The 18,029-nt window shown below is 36.9% G+C and carries 19 protein-coding genes; 2 read left to right on the forward strand and 17 right to left on the reverse strand.

The genetic code is table 11. The annotated features are described in order from the left end of the window. Positions 1-9 precede the first annotated feature (9 nt). The 16 genes from scfB to lepB form a co-directional block, all read right to left on the reverse strand. On the reverse strand, positions 10-1,365 hold the full coding sequence (gene scfB / locus Q0E71_RS01500; protein WP_294795250.1) for a thioether cross-link-forming SCIFF peptide maturase: 1,356 nt from the start codon (positions 1,363-1,365) through the stop codon (positions 10-12). A gap of 6 nt (positions 1,366-1,371) precedes the next feature. After that, on the reverse strand, positions 1,372-1,524 hold the full coding sequence (scfA, locus tag Q0E71_RS01505; protein WP_019213752.1) for a six-cysteine ranthipeptide SCIFF: 153 nt from the start codon (positions 1,522-1,524) through the stop codon (positions 1,372-1,374). A gap of 62 nt (positions 1,525-1,586) precedes the next feature. Next, a complete protein-coding gene (locus Q0E71_RS01510) occupies positions 1,587-2,039 on the reverse strand; it encodes a GatB/YqeY domain-containing protein (protein ID WP_367116796.1) in 453 nt (150 codons plus the stop codon). A gap of 30 nt (positions 2,040-2,069) precedes the next feature. Next, positions 2,070-2,252 (reverse strand): 30S ribosomal protein S21, encoded by a 183-nt coding sequence (gene rpsU, locus Q0E71_RS01515; protein ID WP_058260186.1) that lies wholly within the window; start codon positions 2,250-2,252, stop codon positions 2,070-2,072. A gap of 117 nt (positions 2,253-2,369) precedes the next feature. Continuing rightward, positions 2,370-2,708 (reverse strand): histidine triad nucleotide-binding protein, encoded by a 339-nt coding sequence (locus tag Q0E71_RS01520; RefSeq protein WP_294795262.1) that lies wholly within the window; start codon positions 2,706-2,708, stop codon positions 2,370-2,372. Between the two features lie 4 nt (positions 2,709-2,712). Then, positions 2,713-3,996, reverse strand: coding sequence for a tRNA (N(6)-L-threonylcarbamoyladenosine(37)-C(2))-methylthiotransferase MtaB (gene mtaB / locus Q0E71_RS01525; protein ID WP_294795265.1), 1,284 nt, complete (start codon positions 3,994-3,996; stop codon positions 2,713-2,715). Beyond that, positions 3,993-4,721 (reverse strand): 16S rRNA (uracil(1498)-N(3))-methyltransferase, encoded by a 729-nt coding sequence (locus Q0E71_RS01530; RefSeq protein WP_294795268.1) that lies wholly within the window; start codon positions 4,719-4,721, stop codon positions 3,993-3,995. Before Q0E71_RS01530 ends, mtaB begins: the two co-directional genes overlap by 4 nt. Continuing rightward, complete coding sequence (gene prmA, locus Q0E71_RS01535) at positions 4,714-5,625, reverse strand: 50S ribosomal protein L11 methyltransferase (RefSeq protein WP_294795271.1); 912 nt, start codon at positions 5,623-5,625, stop codon at positions 4,714-4,716. Before prmA ends, Q0E71_RS01530 begins: the two co-directional genes overlap by 8 nt. A gap of 8 nt (positions 5,626-5,633) precedes the next feature. Further along, a complete protein-coding gene (gene dnaJ / locus Q0E71_RS01540) occupies positions 5,634-6,758 on the reverse strand; it encodes a molecular chaperone DnaJ (RefSeq protein WP_294795274.1) in 1,125 nt (374 codons plus the stop codon). A gap of 154 nt (positions 6,759-6,912) precedes the next feature. Next, complete coding sequence (gene dnaK, locus Q0E71_RS01545; RefSeq protein WP_294795276.1) at positions 6,913-8,760, reverse strand: molecular chaperone DnaK; 1,848 nt, start codon at positions 8,758-8,760, stop codon at positions 6,913-6,915. 26 nt (positions 8,761-8,786) lie between these two features. Next, positions 8,787-9,317 carry a nucleotide exchange factor GrpE gene (grpE, locus tag Q0E71_RS01550; protein WP_294795279.1) on the reverse strand — a complete coding sequence of 177 codons (531 nt, stop codon included), beginning with the start codon at positions 9,315-9,317 and terminating at the stop codon, positions 8,787-8,789. Positions 9,318-9,327: 10 nt separating this feature from the next. Continuing rightward, complete coding sequence (gene hrcA, locus Q0E71_RS01555; RefSeq protein ID WP_294795282.1) at positions 9,328-10,338, reverse strand: heat-inducible transcriptional repressor HrcA; 1,011 nt, start codon at positions 10,336-10,338, stop codon at positions 9,328-9,330. A 186-nt stretch (positions 10,339-10,524) separates the two neighbouring features. Beyond that, positions 10,525-11,100, reverse strand: a complete 576-nt coding sequence (locus tag Q0E71_RS01560) for an HD domain-containing protein (RefSeq protein ID WP_294795285.1) — start codon at positions 11,098-11,100, stop codon at positions 10,525-10,527. Positions 11,101-11,109: 9 nt separating this feature from the next. After that, on the reverse strand, positions 11,110-12,234 hold the full coding sequence (gene hemW, locus Q0E71_RS01565) for a radical SAM family heme chaperone HemW (protein WP_294795288.1): 1,125 nt from the start codon (positions 12,232-12,234) through the stop codon (positions 11,110-11,112). Beyond that, complete coding sequence (gene lepA / locus Q0E71_RS01570) at positions 12,234-14,039, reverse strand: translation elongation factor 4 (RefSeq protein ID WP_294795290.1); 1,806 nt, start codon at positions 14,037-14,039, stop codon at positions 12,234-12,236. Before lepA ends, hemW begins: the two co-directional genes overlap by 1 nt. A gap of 9 nt (positions 14,040-14,048) precedes the next feature. Beyond that, complete coding sequence (gene lepB / locus Q0E71_RS01575; protein ID WP_294795293.1) at positions 14,049-14,672, reverse strand: signal peptidase I; 624 nt, start codon at positions 14,670-14,672, stop codon at positions 14,049-14,051. A gap of 132 nt (positions 14,673-14,804) precedes the next feature. On the opposite strand from lepB, the gene Q0E71_RS01580 reads away from it, so the two are divergent. Together Q0E71_RS01580 and Q0E71_RS01585 are read left to right on the forward strand one after the other, a co-directional pair. Next, complete coding sequence (locus Q0E71_RS01580) at positions 14,805-16,019, forward strand: carboxylate--amine ligase (protein ID WP_294795296.1); 1,215 nt, start codon at positions 14,805-14,807, stop codon at positions 16,017-16,019. After that, on the forward strand, positions 16,020-17,009 hold the full coding sequence (locus Q0E71_RS01585) for a peptidoglycan bridge formation glycyltransferase FemA/FemB family protein (protein WP_294795299.1): 990 nt from the start codon (positions 16,020-16,022) through the stop codon (positions 17,007-17,009). A gap of 67 nt (positions 17,010-17,076) precedes the next feature. Here the strand turns inward: Q0E71_RS01585 and Q0E71_RS01590 are convergent. Beyond that, on the reverse strand, positions 17,077-18,029 hold a 953-nt coding region (locus Q0E71_RS01590; RefSeq protein ID WP_294795301.1), incomplete at its 5' end, for a leucyl aminopeptidase.

The raw sequence follows: 18,029 nt of genomic DNA on the forward strand, positions 1-18,029 counted from the left end.
TTTGGCCTCCTAATCTAAATTTGCAATAACTGAGATTGCACATTCTATTCTTTTTCTTTCTAATTCACAGCCTATCTCAAAGTTTCCGTTGATATTGCCTGTATTGTAGTATGAATTAGCGTGACAGCCGCCTGAGCAGTAGAACTTTGCCCAGCATTCTTGGCAGTCTTTTTTATTAAATACATTTGACTTTTTAAATTCTTCTCTTAAATCAGTTTTTGTAACGCCGTCAAAAACGGTACCAATCTTAAATTGCTCTTCACCTACAAACTGATGACAAGGATAAAGATCTCCCTTAGGTGTTACAGCAAGGTATTCGCAGCCCGCTCCGCAGCCTATGGATCTCTTAATCAAGCATGGTCCTTGATCTAAGTCTATCATAAAGTGGAAGAATAAAAAATCATCATCTTTTTTCTTAATCTTGATGTATTCTCTAGATAATTTTTCGTACTCTTCTTTTATTCTTTCTACATGTTCTGGTCTTATGGCATATGGCTCATTTTGGTCTGTTACAACCGGTTCCATAGATGTCTTCTTAAAGCCATTATTGTAGAAATCTAATACGTCTTCTGAAAAGTCTAAGTTTTCTGATGTAAATGTGCCTCTAATGTAGTAATCCTTATCGCCTCTTTTTTCAATAAAGCGTTTAATTTTTGGAACGATTAGGTCATAAGAGCCCTTTGCATTAGTAGTTGGACGCATCTCATCGTTAACGGATTTTCTTCCGTCTATGCTTAGAACTACGTTTGACATATTTTCATTTAAATAATCAATAATTTCATCATCTAATAAGACGCAGTTTGTAGTTAAAGTGAATCTAAAATTCTTATCGTATTCTTTTTCTAAGCTTCTTCCGTAAGTAACAAGCTCTTTGACAACATCAAAATTCATTAGTGGTTCTCCTCCGAAGAAGTCAACCTCTAAGTTTCTTCTATTGCCAGAGTTTTGAACTAAAAAGTCCAAAGCCTTCTTACCTACTTCGACGCTCATAAGCTCTCTTTTGCCCTTGAAGTCGCCTTGAGACGCAAAACAGTACTTGCATCTAAGGTTACAGTCGTGTGAAACGTGTAGGCAAAGGGCTTTTACAATGTTGTATTTACTTAAGTCTAGTTCAGTCTCCTTTATAGGCTCAGTAAATAACAAGCCTTCTTTGTGTAATTCTTCTACTTCCTTAAAAGCAGTTTTAATATCACAAGCTTCATACTTATTAGATAGTCCATTTAAAGCTTCATCTAAGCCCTTGGACATATAATCTACTAAGTCGTATACAATCTCATCTACTACGTGTACAGCACCACTATATATGTCTAAGATTACATACTTATCATTTAGATAGAACTTATGTATTAAATTAATATCGTACATCAAAGCCTATTTATGATTTTTCTTATTTTCGCACTTTTGGTTACCAACTGTGCAAGATGTCTTACAAGCTGACTGACATGAAGTCTGGCATTCGCCGCATCCGCCGTGCTTAGCTGTTTTTAATAAGTTTCTTTTGCTTAAAGTTTTTACAAATTTCATAATATCCTCCCTTTGTATAAAATATAGTGTGGGTCAAGGCCCATCACAAGAAAAAACCGATGCTATTGTGCACCGGCTAGATATTCTTTAACAAGATTTGTAACTAATGATCCATCTGCCCTGCCTTTAACTTTAGACATAACAGTCTTCATGACTAAGCCAAAGTTTGTTTTCTTGTCTCCAAGCTCTTCGCAAGTTTCATTGATTATAGTCTTAATCTCTTCTTCAGAAAGTTCCTTTGGTACGTACTCCATAAGAATTTCTATTTCTTTTTCTGTTTGTTCAACTAGATCAGCTCTATTACCTTTTTCAAATTCTGGTAGAGCGCCTTTCTTTTCCTTTATTTGCTTTTGTATTATTGCTATAATGTCTTGGTCACTTAGTTCTTTTCTTTGGTCAACTTCAAGTTGTTTTATAGCTGAGTTAACCATCATGATAGTGTTTTTAATGATCGTATCTTTATTTTTCATAGATTCTATATATCTACTTTTTAATTCGTTTTTAAGGGACATCATACACCTTCATTTCTTTCAAATAAATTTAAGTTAAAACTTTTGATGTTTTTTCCTTCTAGCTGCTTCAGATTTTAATTTACGTCTTACACTTGGTTTTTCATAGTGTTCTCTTTTTCTAACTTCTCCTAAGACGCCTGATCTTGCGCATTGTCTTTTGAATCTCTTAAGTGCGTTATCAAGTGATTCGTCTTCTCTAACTCTAATTTCTGTCATAGTATCCCTCCCCTCATAAAACAATTACTATCATTTATGACTAAGTTACAAATATTATACAACATATCTAAAGCTTTTTCAAGTTTTTTTTGCTATTTTTTGCTATTTTTCTTGATTTTAACCTGCTGGCCAAGTAAGTTGTCTGCCGCCTATCAAATGCATGTGTAAGTGCTTGACACTTTGTTGACCGTCTTCACCTGTATTGATGACTAGTCTATAGCCATTGTCAAGACCCATAGTCTTAGCTATCTCCTTAACTTTAAGCATCATGTGAGCAATGACTTCAGCATCTTCGTCATTAAGTTCATCAAGTGACGCGATATGCTTTTTAGGTATCATAAGCACGTGCACTGGGCATGTTGGGTTAATGTCTTTGAAGCAAAGCATCATGTCATCTTCATAAACTTTTTCAGAAGGAATAGATCCTTCTATGATCTTACAAAATAAACAATCCATAAAATCAAATCCTTTCTACTAATACTCCGTCTTTAAATCTTTCTACTGCCTTTACTTTTATTATATGGTTATGGAGGCCTTCGTCACTCTTAAGATAAGCTCTGATGTAATTTGATGTGTAGCCTTCAAAGTACTCGTCTTTTTTCTCTTCGAACAAGACTTCAAATTCATCGCCAATAAATTTATTTATAAATATATTTCTCGATGCCTCTTGATACTCTTCTAAAATTTCTGCTCTGTCTTTCTTAAGGCTCTCAGCGACTTGACCAGCCATGTCATAAGCCTTAGTCCCCTTACGCCTTGAGTATCTAAATACATGAACCTTTAAGAAATTTACCTTTTTAACTATATCGATGGACTCTTTAAAGTCTTCATCGTCTTCCTGTGGGAAGCCAACTATGATATCTGTAGTTATGGCAGCGTCCGGCATCGCCTTATATATCTTATCTGTATTTTCTATATAGTCTTCTCTCGTGTACTTCCTATTCATTAGCTTAAGCACTTTGTTCGAGCCGCTTTGTAAGGACAAATGAAATTGATGCTGTAAATGCTTAAGCCCAGCAAGTCTAACTACCGTTTCATCCTTCAATAGCTTCGGCTGAATTGAACCAAGTCTTATTCTTTCTACGCCAGGCACTTCATCTATCATTTCTAATAGCTTTATTAAATCAATATCAGCATCTTCATAATCTGTAATCTGTATGCCTGTGATGACAAATTCTTTATAGCCGTCTTTAGCAAGTGAGGCTACCTCTTTAATGATGCTATCTGCCTTTCTCGAACGCACTCTGCCTCTTGCGTATGGTATTATGCAATACGAGCAAAAATTATTACAGCCGTCCTCTATCTTGATAAAAGCTCTGGTGCTATCGAAATTTTTATCAAAAAGCAGTTCCTCATAGTTTTTGTCGATGTTGTCCTCAACGTAATTTTTCTTCTCACCGAGCTCCAAATATTCTTCTAAGTACTCTACTATCTTGTTTCTGCCTTGTGTGCCGACTATGATGTCAGCTATATCCATCTCTTCTATCTCTTTAGCATTGATCTGGCTATAGCAGCCGCAAATGATTACTATAGCATCTGGATTTTTCTTCTTGACTTTGGATATCATCTGCCTTGACTTTGAGTCCGACTTGTTTGTGACAGTACAAGTGTTGATTACATAAACATCGATATCATCAAAATCTTCCTTAACCTCGTAGCCTTTTTGCTCGAAAGAATTTTTTATCGCTTGCGCCTCATATAAATTTACTTTGCAGCCTAAATTTTGCACATAAACCTTCATCATAAAAGACCACTTTCGTTAAATTCGTAGTAAAGCATAGTTAGGAGCGCTATTGGCGCTGTCTCTGCTCTAAGTATTCTTTTGCCCATGCTAATGGATTTGTAGCCATATTTCTTAAGCTCATCTATTTCACTTATGTCGAAGCCGCCCTCAGGTCCTACGATGATGGCGATATTCTTTTTGTCTTTGATATTAAAATCTTTTATGCTATTATCTAGCTCATCTTCATAAGCGACTAAGACTAGATCAAAGCTATCTAAAAGTTCTTTTGCTTCACTAAGCTTCATCGCATCAGAAACACTTGGTATAAACTCACGCTTGGACTGCATTGCAGCTGCCTTTGCGATATTCTTATATCTTTCCAGCTTTTTATCTTTTATATCTTTTTTCTTGACAATGGATCTCTTAGTCTCGATAGGAACTATCGCATAAACACCCATTTCTATAGCCTTTTGTATGATAAAGTCCATCTTATCAGACTTTACTAGGCTTTGAAATAAGGTGATTTTTAGATCCGACTCATATTTTTCCTTTATCTCAGAAATTATTTTAAGAGATAGTTCATCCTTTGTATACGAGTTAAGAACCGCGATATAGCCACTACCATCGATATAAACTTCGACTTCTTCGTCATCCTTTATCCTTAAGACGTCTTTAAAGTGCTTTATATCTTCTTTTGCTAAGTATAAAAGATTTTCGGCCTTTCTTTCCGCGAAAAATCTATGCATGTTTAGCTACAATTGAAGTCCATTCTTTTAGGTCTTCGACGTTTAGTATATCAAAGCCGTTAGCTTCAAGTGAATCGATAACCATGGCGGACTTAACTTTTAATATGCCTGATGAAATGAAAATTCCGTCCTTATTCAAAAACTTGTGTAAATCGCCTGTCATAGTGACTATGACTTCTGCAAGTATATTTGAAACGACTATATCGTATTTGTCATTAACCTTTGAAAGTAGGTCGCCGACTATGAAATTCGCATTTTTAACTTCATTTAATTTTTTATTTTCATTAGCAATGTAAACGCTCATTGGGTCTATGTCAACACCTAGGACCTCGCTCGCGCCTAGCTTTGACGCCGCAATTGATAGTATGCCGCTACCTGTACCTATGTCAAGAACCTTCATACCAGGCTTCATGTACTCTTCAAGCTTCTTTATACATAAAGATGTTGTCTCGTGTGAGCCAGTTCCAAAGGCCATGCCCGGCTCTAATTTGATGATTTCTTCCCCATCTTTCTTTTCGTACTCTTCCCAAGTTGGCACTATGACTATAGTTTTGTTTGGTTTTAAAATTTTGAAGAATTTCTTCCAATTGTTCTTCCAATCGCTATCGTCAATTATTTCCTTAGAAAATTCTCCACCAAGCTCTTCAATGTGAGCCTTAATCTTGGCTTCTCTCTCGTCGTTGTCAGCTATATCGTCTAGATATATGGTAAATCTTATATAACCTTTTTCTAATTTTATAAGGTCATCGTCATATAAGTCCCAAGCGTTTTGTCTTTCTTGGAAAATCTTTAAATCGTCTGGGTCTTCAATCGCCATATTGTCAATGCCTAGGTCCGATAAAAATATTTCGACCTTTTCTTCATATTCTTTTTTAAATTTTAATTTTATTTCTCTATAATTCATTTTAACTCCTATAGCTTATCTTTTATTTTTTCAAAAATATTTTTCTTCTTTGGCTCGTAATCAAAATTCATGTCCTTAAAGTGATTTATTAATGATTCTTTTTGCTCATCATTCAAATTCTTTGGCACGTCAACCTTGACTACAACGTATAAATCGCATCTGTAATTCTTGTGTAGTGGGTATAAACCCTTGTTTGCTATCTTAAATTTAGTATGGCTTTGCGTTCCCTCAGGTATAGTTAATTTAACTTTTCCATCAAGCGTATCGACCTCAATCTGATCGCCTAAAACTGCTTGTAAATAGTTTATACTAACGCTTGTGTATAAATCATCGCCGCTTCGTTTGAATTTTTTATTTTCTCTAATGTCGATATAAACGTTCAAATCGCCATTGGGTCCGCCATTCTTGCCAACGCTTCCTTCGCCTCTTATGCTTATGACGCTGTCTTCACGAACGCCCTTTGGTACCTTAACAAGAATCTTTTTCTTTTTCTTTTCATTACCATGGCCATGGCAGTGTGGACACTCTTCAGTAATTATCTCGCCAGTACCGTTACAGTCTGGACAAACATCTGTTTGAACAAAGACGCCAAAAGCTGTTCTTCTCTCTTTTCTAACAGTGCCTCTACCTGAACAAGTAGAGCAAGTCTTTTTGCTCTTCTCGTCCTTGGCTCCGCTTCCGTGGCAATGTGAGCACTCTTCGACTCTCTCTATCTCAATCTCTCTTTGAGTGCCATTTAAAACGTCTTCTAGGTCTATAGTAAGATTATATCTTACATCCTCGCCGTACATCGGTCTTTTGCTTTGCGAAGCAGATGATGAGAAGCCGCCAAAGCCGCCCCCAAATATGTCAAAGATGTCGCCAAATATATCCTCAGAGAAACCGCCGAAGCCGCCAGATCCAGTGCCTCCATTTTGAAACATAGACTCGCCATATGTATCGTATTGCTTTCTCTTCTCAGCATTACCCAAGACTTCATATGCAGCAGATATCTCTTTGAATCTTGCTTCAGCCTCTTCATCGCCTGGATTAAGGTCCGGATGATACTTCTTAGCAAGCTTCCTATATTGAGTTTTGATCTCAGCTTCAGTCGCAGTCGATTCTATCTCTAAAACTTCGTATAAATCTTTCAAAACTTACACCCTTTCTAAAATGTAAAATAATTATCATATACATTATATTATACCAAATATGCGTGAAAAATAAAAGTATAATACATCTCTTTTCTATATGTAAAAAAGAAGAATGAAGGCACTCTCCATTCTTCTTAATCAAATCTAATAAATCTTATTTATCGTCTTCGTCAACTACTTCGTAGTCACCATCAACTACGTCGTCATCGCCTTTGTGTTCTTCAGAGCCTTGTGCGCCTGCTTCAGCTCCAGCTGCGCCTGCTTCTGCATTTTGTTTATATAATTTTTCAGAAACTTTATAGAAGGCTTGTGTTAAATCTTCTGTCTTCTTCTTCATATCGTCATAGTCTGTGCCTTCGCTTGCTTTCTTAAGATCAGCAAGTTTTGCTTCGATGTCTTTCTTTTCATCGTCAGAAATTTTGCCTTCAAGGTCCTTCATAAGCTTTTCTGTTTGGTAAACCATTTGATCAGCGTTATTCTTTACTTCAATATTTTCTTTTTTCTTCTTATCTTGTTGAGCAAATTCTTCTGCTTCTTTAACTTTCTTATCAATATCGTCCTTTGATAAGTTAGATGAAGCTGTGATAGTGATCTTTTGTTCCTTGCCTGTGCCTAAGTCCTTTGCTGATACATTAACAATACCATTGGCATCGATATCAAATGTTACTTCGATTTGAGGGATTCCTCTTGGTGCTGGTGCTATACCTTCTAGTTGGAAGCGGCCAAGTGTAGTATTGTCGGCTGCCATCTCTCTTTCACCTTGAAGTACGTGTATATCAACTGATGTTTGTGAGTCAGCTGCTGTTGTAAATATTTGTGATTTCTTTGTTGGAATAGTTGTGTTTCTTTCGATAAGTCTTGTAGTTACTCCGCCAAGTGTTTCTAGACCAAGTGACAATGGTGTAACGTCTAGCAATAATAAGTCTTTAACTTCACCTGTTAATACACCGCCTTGAATTGATGCACCGATGGCAACGCATTCATCTGGGTTTATGTCCTTTTGAGGATCTTTACCGATGATTTGTTTAACAGCTTCTTGAACAGCTGGGATTCTTGTTGAACCACCAACTAATAGAACCTTATCGATTTCACTAGCTTGTATACCAGCGTCTTTGATAGCGCTTCTTACTGGTTCAGTAGTTTTTTCAACTAAGTCATGAGTAAGTTCATTGAACTTTGCTCTTGTTAAGTCCATGTTCAAGTGAAGTGGACCAGCTGCTGTAGCAGAGATGAATGGTAAGTTGATATTTGTTGTCATTGTAGTAGAAAGCTCTTTCTTAGCCTTTTCTGCTGCTTCTTTTAATCTTTGTAGGCTCATCTTGTCTTGAGTTAAGTCTACGCCATTTTCCTTTTTAAAGTTATCTGCAATATAATTTATAATTCTTTGGTCAAAGTCGTCTCCACCAAGCTTGTTATTACCTCTAGTTGCTAGTACTTCAAAAACGCCGTCGCCTACTTCTAGGATTGAAACGTCGAATGTACCTCCGCCTAAGTCATATACCATGATCTTGTGTTGACCTTGTTCTTTGTCCATGCCATAAGCAAGTGCTGCTGCTGTTGGCTCGTTTATAATTCTCTTAACTTCAAGACCCGCGATCTTGCCAGCGTCCTTAGTAGCTTGTCTTTGAGCGTCTGTGAAGTATGCAGGAACAGTGATAACTGCTTCTGAAACTGTTTCGCCCAAGTAGCTTTCTGCGTCTGCTTTTAATTTTTGTAATATCATTGCTGATATATCTTGTGGTGTATAATCTTTTCCGTCTATGTCAATTTTGTAGTTACTACCCATCTCTCTTTTGATTGATGATATAGTTCTGTCTGGATTTGTGATTGCTTGTCTCTTAGCTGTTTCACCAACTAATCTTTCTCCGTCTTTTGTAAATGCTACTACTGATGGAGTAGTTCTGTTACCTTCAACGTTAGGAATGATTATCGCTTCTCCACCTTCCATTACTGATACACATGAGTTTGTTGTACCTAAGTCAATACCAATTATTTTTCCCATAATTTATTCCTCCTTAATATATTTTCTTATTTATTTACTATAACCATGGCATGGCGAATAACCTTGCCATTGTATTCATAACCTTTTAATAAAACTTCTATGACTTGATTTTCTTTGTATTCATCGCTGTGGCCCATAGATACCGCTTGATGATAGTCTGGGTTAAAGTCCTCACCCAGTGCCTTTAACTCAACTATGCCCTTTGCCTTAAGAGCATTTTTTAATCCTTCGTAGATGAGCTCCATGCCTTCTTTAAATGAACCGCTCTCATCATCGTGTTCCAAGGCTCTCTCGAAGTTATCAATGACAGGAAGTATTTCATTTGCAATGCTTACAACACCTATCGATACCAAGTCGTCCTTTTCTTTCTCTACTCTCTTCTTGTAATTTTGAAAGTCCGCTTGTAGTCTCACAAGTTTTGTTTGAAGATCATTTATTTCAGATGCTAAGCCATCTTGCTCATCAGAATCCGCTTTTTCTTGAACTTCTTCTGCTACTTCTTCATTTATAAGCTTTTCTTCTTCCATTTCTTCATTCAATTTTTTATCTTTTTCCATTTAATCCCTCCTAAAATAAATCATCATTATAAAAATCATCAAATATAGAAAGAACTTTTTTGTAATCAATTCTCATTGGAGCGATTAAACCAAAAGTAACTTCATTATCCAAGATGTTTACGTTCTTTAGTACTAGAGCAATGTTGTCGAAGATGTCGATTTCATTCTCGTCGCCTATCTTTATGACAAGATCCTTATCCAAATTTTCATTCTCTAGCATATTAAGTAGGCCTCTTTTGTCTTCTAAGAGTTCAATAAGCTCTCTAGCCTTGTCAAAGTCAGAATATTCTGGATAATTCAAGATCTTATTTATTCCTTCAAGGAATATCTTGTCTGCGCTAAATGTCTCGTCTTTTTGCGAAAACTTTTCCAAAACGCTCTCTAGTATGGTCTTATAATTAACTAGACTGTCCTTTTCATGCTTCAATGAATTGAAATCAAGTGAGTTAATGGACTTGCCAACAAGATTCTTATTTAAAATCTCCTTAAAGTAATTTACTTCCTCTTCACTTATCTCTTCATTAAGCGTAATTAATGTCTTGTCAATGGCAAAGTTCTCGTAGACAAAGATAGCAAGTATTTTATTTTCGTCGACTTTTAAAAGCTCTAAGCTCTTTAGCTTTGTCTCGCTGCTCTGCCTAATATAAGCAAGCGATGTAAAATCAGTTAAGCTTGACAATAGCTTTGACATCTTTCCTATCATACTATCTAAGTTCTTCGACTTGTCATTTATATCATCTAAGAAAATTTTCTTTTCTGTAGACGATAGCTTTTCGAAGTCTTTTTGAAGCACCATGTCAACGTACAAGCGATATGCTTTTTGCGATGGCACTCTTCCACTAGAAAGATGAGTTTTTATTAAGTAGCCCGCTTCTTCAAGGTCTTGCATCTCGTTTCTAATAGTTGCCGAGCTAAGACCTATGGACTCGTTCTTGGCGACAAGCCTCGAGCCAACTGGTTCGCCAGTTTCATTGTATGAGCTGATTATAGCTTTTAAAATCTTTAATTTTCTCTCATCCAATTGATCACCTTCCATTATTTTTGTTAGCACTCTTACTCGGTGAGTGCTAACTCTATTTCTATTATACCCAATATAATAAAAAAATAAAGCTTTTTTCGAAAATATTTACTTTTTTTCAATTTTTTTCTTAAAAATCGATATAAAAGCACAAAAAAAGACGATATTATCGCCTTTTTCATATAATATTTATTTTTTATAATTAAGCTCGTCATTTATCTCTGCTAAAAATTCTTTCATAAAACTATCTCTTTCTTCAGCAAGCTTTTTCGCTTCGTCCGTGTTCATCATATCCTTTAATAATAAGAGCTTCTCATCGAAGTGCTTTAATGAATCTTCTATGCCGCGGCCGTTTTTGCCGCTATACATAAAGGTCCTCGCTACGCCTATTGCGCCTATTGCGTCAAGCCTATCGGCGTCTTGCACTATGCACGCCTCGAGTGTTTTGGGCTTAGCGCCCTTATTCTTCGTAAATGAAACAGAATTGATAATCTCAATAATGTCTTCAATCGCTTCACTATCAAAATCATTTTCGCATAAAAATTTTCTTGCGTTTTCATTATTTTTATTCTTAAATAGCTTATGGTCATCGACGTCATGAAGAAGTGCTCCTAGGTCTACGTATAGCGCCTTGCATTCATAAGCTTTTCTTATTTTAATGGCGTTATTATAAACTCTTAGGCTGTGATCAGCGCCGTGACCGTCTGAGTTGCCAGCAAAAATATTTTCTACATAGTCAATCGCTCTTTTAATTATCTCTTCCATAACCTCTCCTTATACAAAAAGTATCTCTACTTGGTTCGCAAGATCCCTGCCAAGCTCTGTGTAAAAATATCTTCTGTCATCTTTTTTTAATAGCGACTCATCTATCGCCTTAGATAATTCTTCCTTATATATATCTTCAAAATCAATATCGTATTTTTTATTGATCTCATCTATAATTATGCCTTCATTTGTCCTTAGCTTAAAAATTATATACTCAGTGATTTTATCCTCGCGAGTTAAATTCTCTTCGTCGTGATAAATATTTTTCTTCACATCGTCAAAGTACTCGTTAAAGCTGCTCGCATTAAAAAATCTTTTATTTTTAATAAGTGAGTGCGCCGCCATGCCAAGGCCTAGATACTCATCCATGGACCAGTACTTATAATTATGCCTTGAGTAGCAGCCTTCCTTAGCAAAGTTTGAGATTTCATATTGCTTATAGCCTAAGCTTTCTAAGTGACGAGTGGCCTTTCTATATATGAGCCTATCTGTCACTTGATCGTTAACTCGATAGACGCCCTTCTCGACAAGTGCGTTAAGTTTAGTACCCTCCTCAAGTATTAGTGAGTAAAGCGATATGTGAGTGGCGCCTAAATCCTTTGCTGTATCGATCGACTCTATCACATCCGATAAAGTTTCTGTCGGCAGTGAGAATATAAAATCTAAACTAAGATTGTCAAAATATTTCTTCGCTAATTTAATCTTTGCGCGCGCCTCATCAGCCGTATGAAGCCTGCCTATGATGCGTAAGAGCCTATCGTTAAAACTTTGCACTCCTATAGAAATTCTATTAATGCCAAGCTCTCTATAAACCATTAATTTTTCTTCGCTTATTGAGTTCGGATTTGTTTCTATAGTAAATTCATAATTTGCATCTAAGTTTATGGCCTCATTTAAGCCATTAACAAAGCGTCTTAAGTCCTCTACGCTTAACAAAGATGGCGTGCCTCCACCTATAAATATGGTGTCGACAGTGTAATCCTTTAAGAGCTCTTCATTGTTTTTTATTTCTAATAATAAATGATCTAGATATTCCATCATTCTGCTTTGATTAAAAATAGAAGATGTAAAATCGCAATATTTACATCTTCTTTCACAGAAAGGAATATGTATATATATTCCTAATTTATTCATTATTTCTTTTCCTTGTACTTCAATACTGATAAGAAGGCCTCTTGAGGCAATTCTACTGAGCCAATTTGGCGCATCCTCTTCTTACCTTCTTTTTGCTTTTCAAGTAATTTTTTCTTTCTTGAAATATCGCCGCCGTAGCACTTTGCAAGAACGTCTTTTCTAAGTGCTTTGATAGTTTCTCTCGCGATAATCTTTGAGCCGATAGCTGCTTGTATAGGTATTTGGAATTGATGTCTTGGGATAACGTCCTTTAGTCCCTCAACAATTGATCTACTTCTTTCATAAGCGTTTGACTCGTGTAAGATCAAGCTGAATGCGTCGATAAGCTCGCCATTGATAAGTATGTCAACCTTAACAAGCTCACTTCTTTGATAACCACAAATTTCATAATCAAGCGATGCGTAGCCCTTTGTATTTGACTTAAGCGCATCGAAGAAGTCATATATAACCTCATTTAGTGGCATCCTATAGTGAAGCGTAACCCTTGTTTGATCAAGGTATTCCATGTTAATAAATTCGCCACGTCTATTTTGACAGATGTCCATGATGGCTCCAACAAAATCCTTTGGAGTCATGATCTCTGCGTTAACCATAGGCTCTTCCATGTAATCAATTTCACTTGGGTCAGGAAGGTTCGATGGGTTTTGTATCATCATCATAGTACCATCCTTTTTATGAACTTCATATATAACTGATGGTGCAGTTGTGATTATATTTAAATTAAATTCTCTTTCAAGTCTTTCGGTAATTATCTCCATATGAAGAAGGCCAAGAAAACCGCATCTGAAACCAAAGCCTAAGGCAACAGAACTTTCTGCTTCAAAAACAAGAGATGCGTCATTAACTTGAAGCTTTTCAAGAGCCTCTCTAACGCTGTTAAAGTCCTCGCCCTCTGCTGGATATATACCGCAGTAAACCATTGGTACGACCTTCTTGTAACCGCTTAGTGGCTCAGCTGTTGGATTGTCAAGATAAGTTATTGTATCACCAACTCTGGCGTCCTTCACATTTTTAATCTGTGCAGTAAAGTAGCCTACTTCGCCTGCTTCAAGCGTATCCTTCTTTAATAAAGATGTGTTATTTACGCCAACTTCATCAACTTCAAATGTAGTACCTGTTTGCATCATCTTTATTTGAGTGCCTTTTTTGATTACGCCATCAAAAACTCTGATGTAGCAGATAACGCCTCTGTAAGCATCATATACCGAGTCAAAGATAAGCGCCTTTAAAGGCTTGTCCTTATCACCATTTGGCGGCGGAACGTTTTTAACGATGTCCTCTAAAACATCTTCAATATTCAATCCGCTCTTTGCACTGATTAGCGGCGCGTCAGTCGTATCAAGGCCGATGATATCTTCAATCTCTTCCTTAACTTCATCTGGTCTTGCACTTGGCAAGTCCATCTTGTTAATAACAGGAAGTATCTCTAGGTCTTGATCTAAGGCTAGATAGACGTTAGAAAGCGTTTGCGCTTCAACGCCTTGTGTCGCGTCAACAACAAGTATCGCGCCCTCACATGCCTTTAGCGATCTACTCACTTCGTAGTTAAAGTCGACGTGGCCGGGCGTGTCTATAAGGTTAAGTATATAGTCCTGTCCGTCATTTGCCTTATATATCAAGCGTATAGCCTTTAATTTAATTGTTATTCCTCTTTCTCTTTCAAGATCCATGCTATCCAAAACTTGTGATTGCATCTCTCTTTGAGTAAGTAATCCAGTCTTTTCAATGATTCTATCCGCCAAAGTAGATTTACCATGGTCGATGTGTGCAATTATTGAAAAGTTACGAATATATTTTTGATCCATCCTATCATCCTATCTAAATATTTTTAATTTATTCAAAGGCCAAAATCTAAATACAGCCTTACCTTGTAAATATTTTTTCTCTACAGGTCCGAAACTCCTTGAGTCGTAGGAGTTACCGCCCTCTCTATTGTCCCCCATAACAAAGTATGAGTCCTCAGGCACAACCCAATGGTTGCCGTTTTGCTCGCTAGTCTTTCTATCTAGGTATGGCTCGTCGAGCTTATTACCATTGACATAGACTTCGCCATCGATGATGTCAATAACGTCGCCTGCAAGACCGATGAGCCTCTTGATATAGTGCTCGTTATTAGTCTTCTCGCCCTTGATAACGACTATGTCGCCTCTATTTGGCTCTTTGAAGTACTTAAACAGCTTCCACTCGAAGACTCTGTCACCAGTATGTAGGGTCGGCTCCATCGATATACCCTCAACCCTCGTTAGAGCAAAGACGAAGTTCACGAGGAATAAAGTGATGGCAACAGTTATGACTATCGAGTATATCCACGACTTGATATCATCTTCCTTTGCCTTCGCCATCGCCTCAGCAGCTTCTAAAATTTCATTCTCACTCGCTGCCTTTGCTTCTTCATTTATATCAATATTTCTATTATTATCATCAAAATTATTTTCCATAAAAAGACCTCCTTTATAATTATAACATATTTTGACCATGAATTACAAAGAATGATTAAAATTTTTATTATTATGCAAGTGAGCCTCGTTTATGTTATAATGGTTTTAGTGATATATATAAAGGAGATAATTATGAATTTTTTACTAGTTATATTAGGAACAGATGTTAACAGCTACTCCATTGCGAGAAGCTTTCATATGAAGTACGGCATCAAGTCTTTGGTCTTAGGTAAGGCAAGGCTACTTATGACTGAAAACTCTGATATTGTCGATATAATAATCAATAAGGACTTAGATGACGATGAGGTCATGCTTGATGAACTAAATAAAATTAAAGAAGCGCATCAAGACAAAGAGCTTATACTAGTAGCATCGTCCGACTCATATGCAGAGAGAGTCATCATGAATAAAGATAAGATTAGTGGATACCATCTGCCATTTACAGATAAGTCCATGCTTAATGAGCTAATACTTAAGAAGAACTTCTACGACTTATGCGAAAAGTATGGCCTTAAGTATCCAAAGAGCGAGTACATTAACAAGGACAATTACAAGAGCTACAAGACAAGCTTTGACTTTCCTATGGTCTTAAAGCCATCGAACAGTGTTGAGTACTTCTTCTTGGACTTCGAGGGCAAGAAAAAAGCATATATATTAAAAAATGAAGCTGAATTAAATAAGGCTCTTAATGATATTTATGCAAATGGCTACGAGGACTATATGATAGCTCAAGAATTTATCGAAGGAGCTGACTCAAACATGCATGTGGTCAATGCCTACGTCGATAGTAATGGCAAACTAAAACTATTCTCTCTAGGCAGAGCTCTTATGGAGGACCCTACTCCTCTGCTTATTGGTAACTACCTTGCCATAGCTGATGCGAGTGAAGATGCATACGAAAAGATCTTCCCTATGATAAAAAATTTCTTGGAGAAAATAAATTATCGTGGCTTGGCAAATTTTGATATCAAACTTGATGATAGAACAAAAGAATATAAGGTCTTTGAGATCAATCTTAGACAAGGACGTTCGTCTTTCTTCTCAACGCTTGCGGGCGCAAACCTAGCCGAAGCGCTTGTAAATGACTTTGTTTATCATAAGGATGATGAGATAATAATTGGCAAGGATAAATTTTTATTCTTAGGAGCAAGATACGAAACTGTATTAAAATACATCGAAAGCGATGCCGCAAAGGAAAAGATGAGTAGCTACGATGACGATATTGAAAATATGGCGCTATACTACAGAAAGGACTTAAACGACAATAGAAAAGCAAGTTTAGATGAATATTACTCGAGATACGACAAGAGATTTGAAGAATTTTTTAAGAAGAAGTTGGTGAATTAGATGATACTTGATTTAAATAACGCTTCTGAGCTAAAACGCTACGATGACTTCGTGAAGTCAAATGAACATAGCTTTTTAACTCAGGATATGGCATGGGCAAAGATAAAAAACAATTGGTCTGAAGACTATGTTTATTTAGAAGATGGTGGTGAGATGGTCGCCGCAATGAGCATACTATCTATCAAGGCAATAGATGGAAAGTGGCTTCTTTATGCTAATCGCGGACCTGTCTGTGATATATATGATAAAAAAACTGTTTTAGCCTTAGTAGATGAAGTGAAAAAAATAGATAAGTTTAAGGATGCATTTTTATTAAGATTCGACCCAGCCATTCCCTATGATGAAAAACTTCTTGATTTATACAAAGATACAGAATTAAAAATAAGAACAAGAGGCGCTGATGAACACAGCTTTATTCAGCCAAGACGCAACGCCATCATCGATATAAGCAAGAGCGAAGATGATATTTTAGCGAACTTCCACTCAAAGACGCGCTACAACATTCGCCTAAGCTACAGAAAAGGCGTTACGACAAGATTTTCGCAAAGTGACAAGGATCTAGATACCTTCTTCGAAGAGACTAAGGTCATGGCTGAGCGTAACGGCATCACTTATAGGCCGAAGGAGTATTTTAAGAGACTTATAAATAATTACGACGCAAAAATATTTTTATCAGACTTCGAAGGGACTCCTCTATCGAGCGCGATACTCATCATGTATAAGGACTACGCTTGGTATATGTACGGCGCGTCAAACAATCTTCACAGAAACTATATGCCAAATTATCAAATGCAGTGGGAAATGATTAAGTATACGAAAGAGCACGGCGCCACTCGCTACGACTTCGGCGGCATATTTAAGCTAGACGATGAAGATGGTCTATATAGATTTAAAAGAGGCTTCTTAAACGAAGAGGACTTCACTGAGTTTATAGGTGAATTCGATTTAATTCTGGACGAAGAAGCATATAAAAAATATTTAAATAAATAGTTTTGCATTAAAAAAGCTCTTCTCATATAAAAATGAGAAGAGCTTTCGCTTTGTATTTATTATGCTATTAGCAAGAATGTTCAGAATTTATTAAATAATAAAGTGTCTTAACTGGAACGCCAGTTGAGCCTTTTTTGTATTGCGCGTAGTCCTTTGAAGTATCTGAAGTTCCTGCTATATCCATGTGTATCCATGGAGTTCCTTCCTTAACGAAGTTTTCAAGGAACATACCAGCTGTGATCATGCCAGCTCCGCCAGGTACTGAGTTAAGTAGATCAGTCATAGTGCCTTTAACCATGTCCTTGTACTCGTCGTCATTAGGCATTACCCATAGCTTTTCATCAGCCTTAACTGATGCTTCGTTCATTTCGTTCATAAACTCATCGTTGTTTGTTACAACACCAGTTCTATATGAGCCAAGTGCAACTACACAAGCGCCTGTAAGTGTAGCTAGGTCAACTATCCTATCAGCCTTAAGCACATCGCCTGCGTAATAAATAGCATCTGCTAGAGTAAGTCTACCCTCAGCGTCAGTATTAGCTACTTCTATAGTCTTACCAGACATCGATCCGATTAAGTCGCCAGTCTTGTATGCCTTGCCTGAGATTAAGTTTTCGCATGATGCAACGACAGCTACAACATTTTTCTTAACTTTGTTCTTAGCAATAGCGTGCATTGCGCCTATAACAGCACCTGCTCCACCCATATCCATGTGCATTGTAGCCATGCCTTGTGGGTGCTTGATGCAGTATCCGCCTGAGTCGTATGTTAAGCCCTTGCCAACAAGCGCAGTAAGCTTATCATCTTTATCTCCATTCATATATTTCATAACAATTAGCTTTGGCTCTTTGTCAGAACCAGCTGCAACTGCTAGGAAGGCCTTCATACCAAGCTCTTCTATCTCTTTCTTGCCGTATACTTCAACAGTTACGCCAAGCGGCTCAAGATCTTCCTTCGCTCTCTTAGCTAAAACTTCTGGATACATGTCAATGGCAGGAGTGTTTACTAAATCCTTTGTTA

The sequence above is a fragment of the uncultured Fenollaria sp. genome (genome assembly GCF_934202865.1).
Lineage (GTDB): Bacteria > Bacillota > Clostridia > Tissierellales > Peptoniphilaceae > Fenollaria.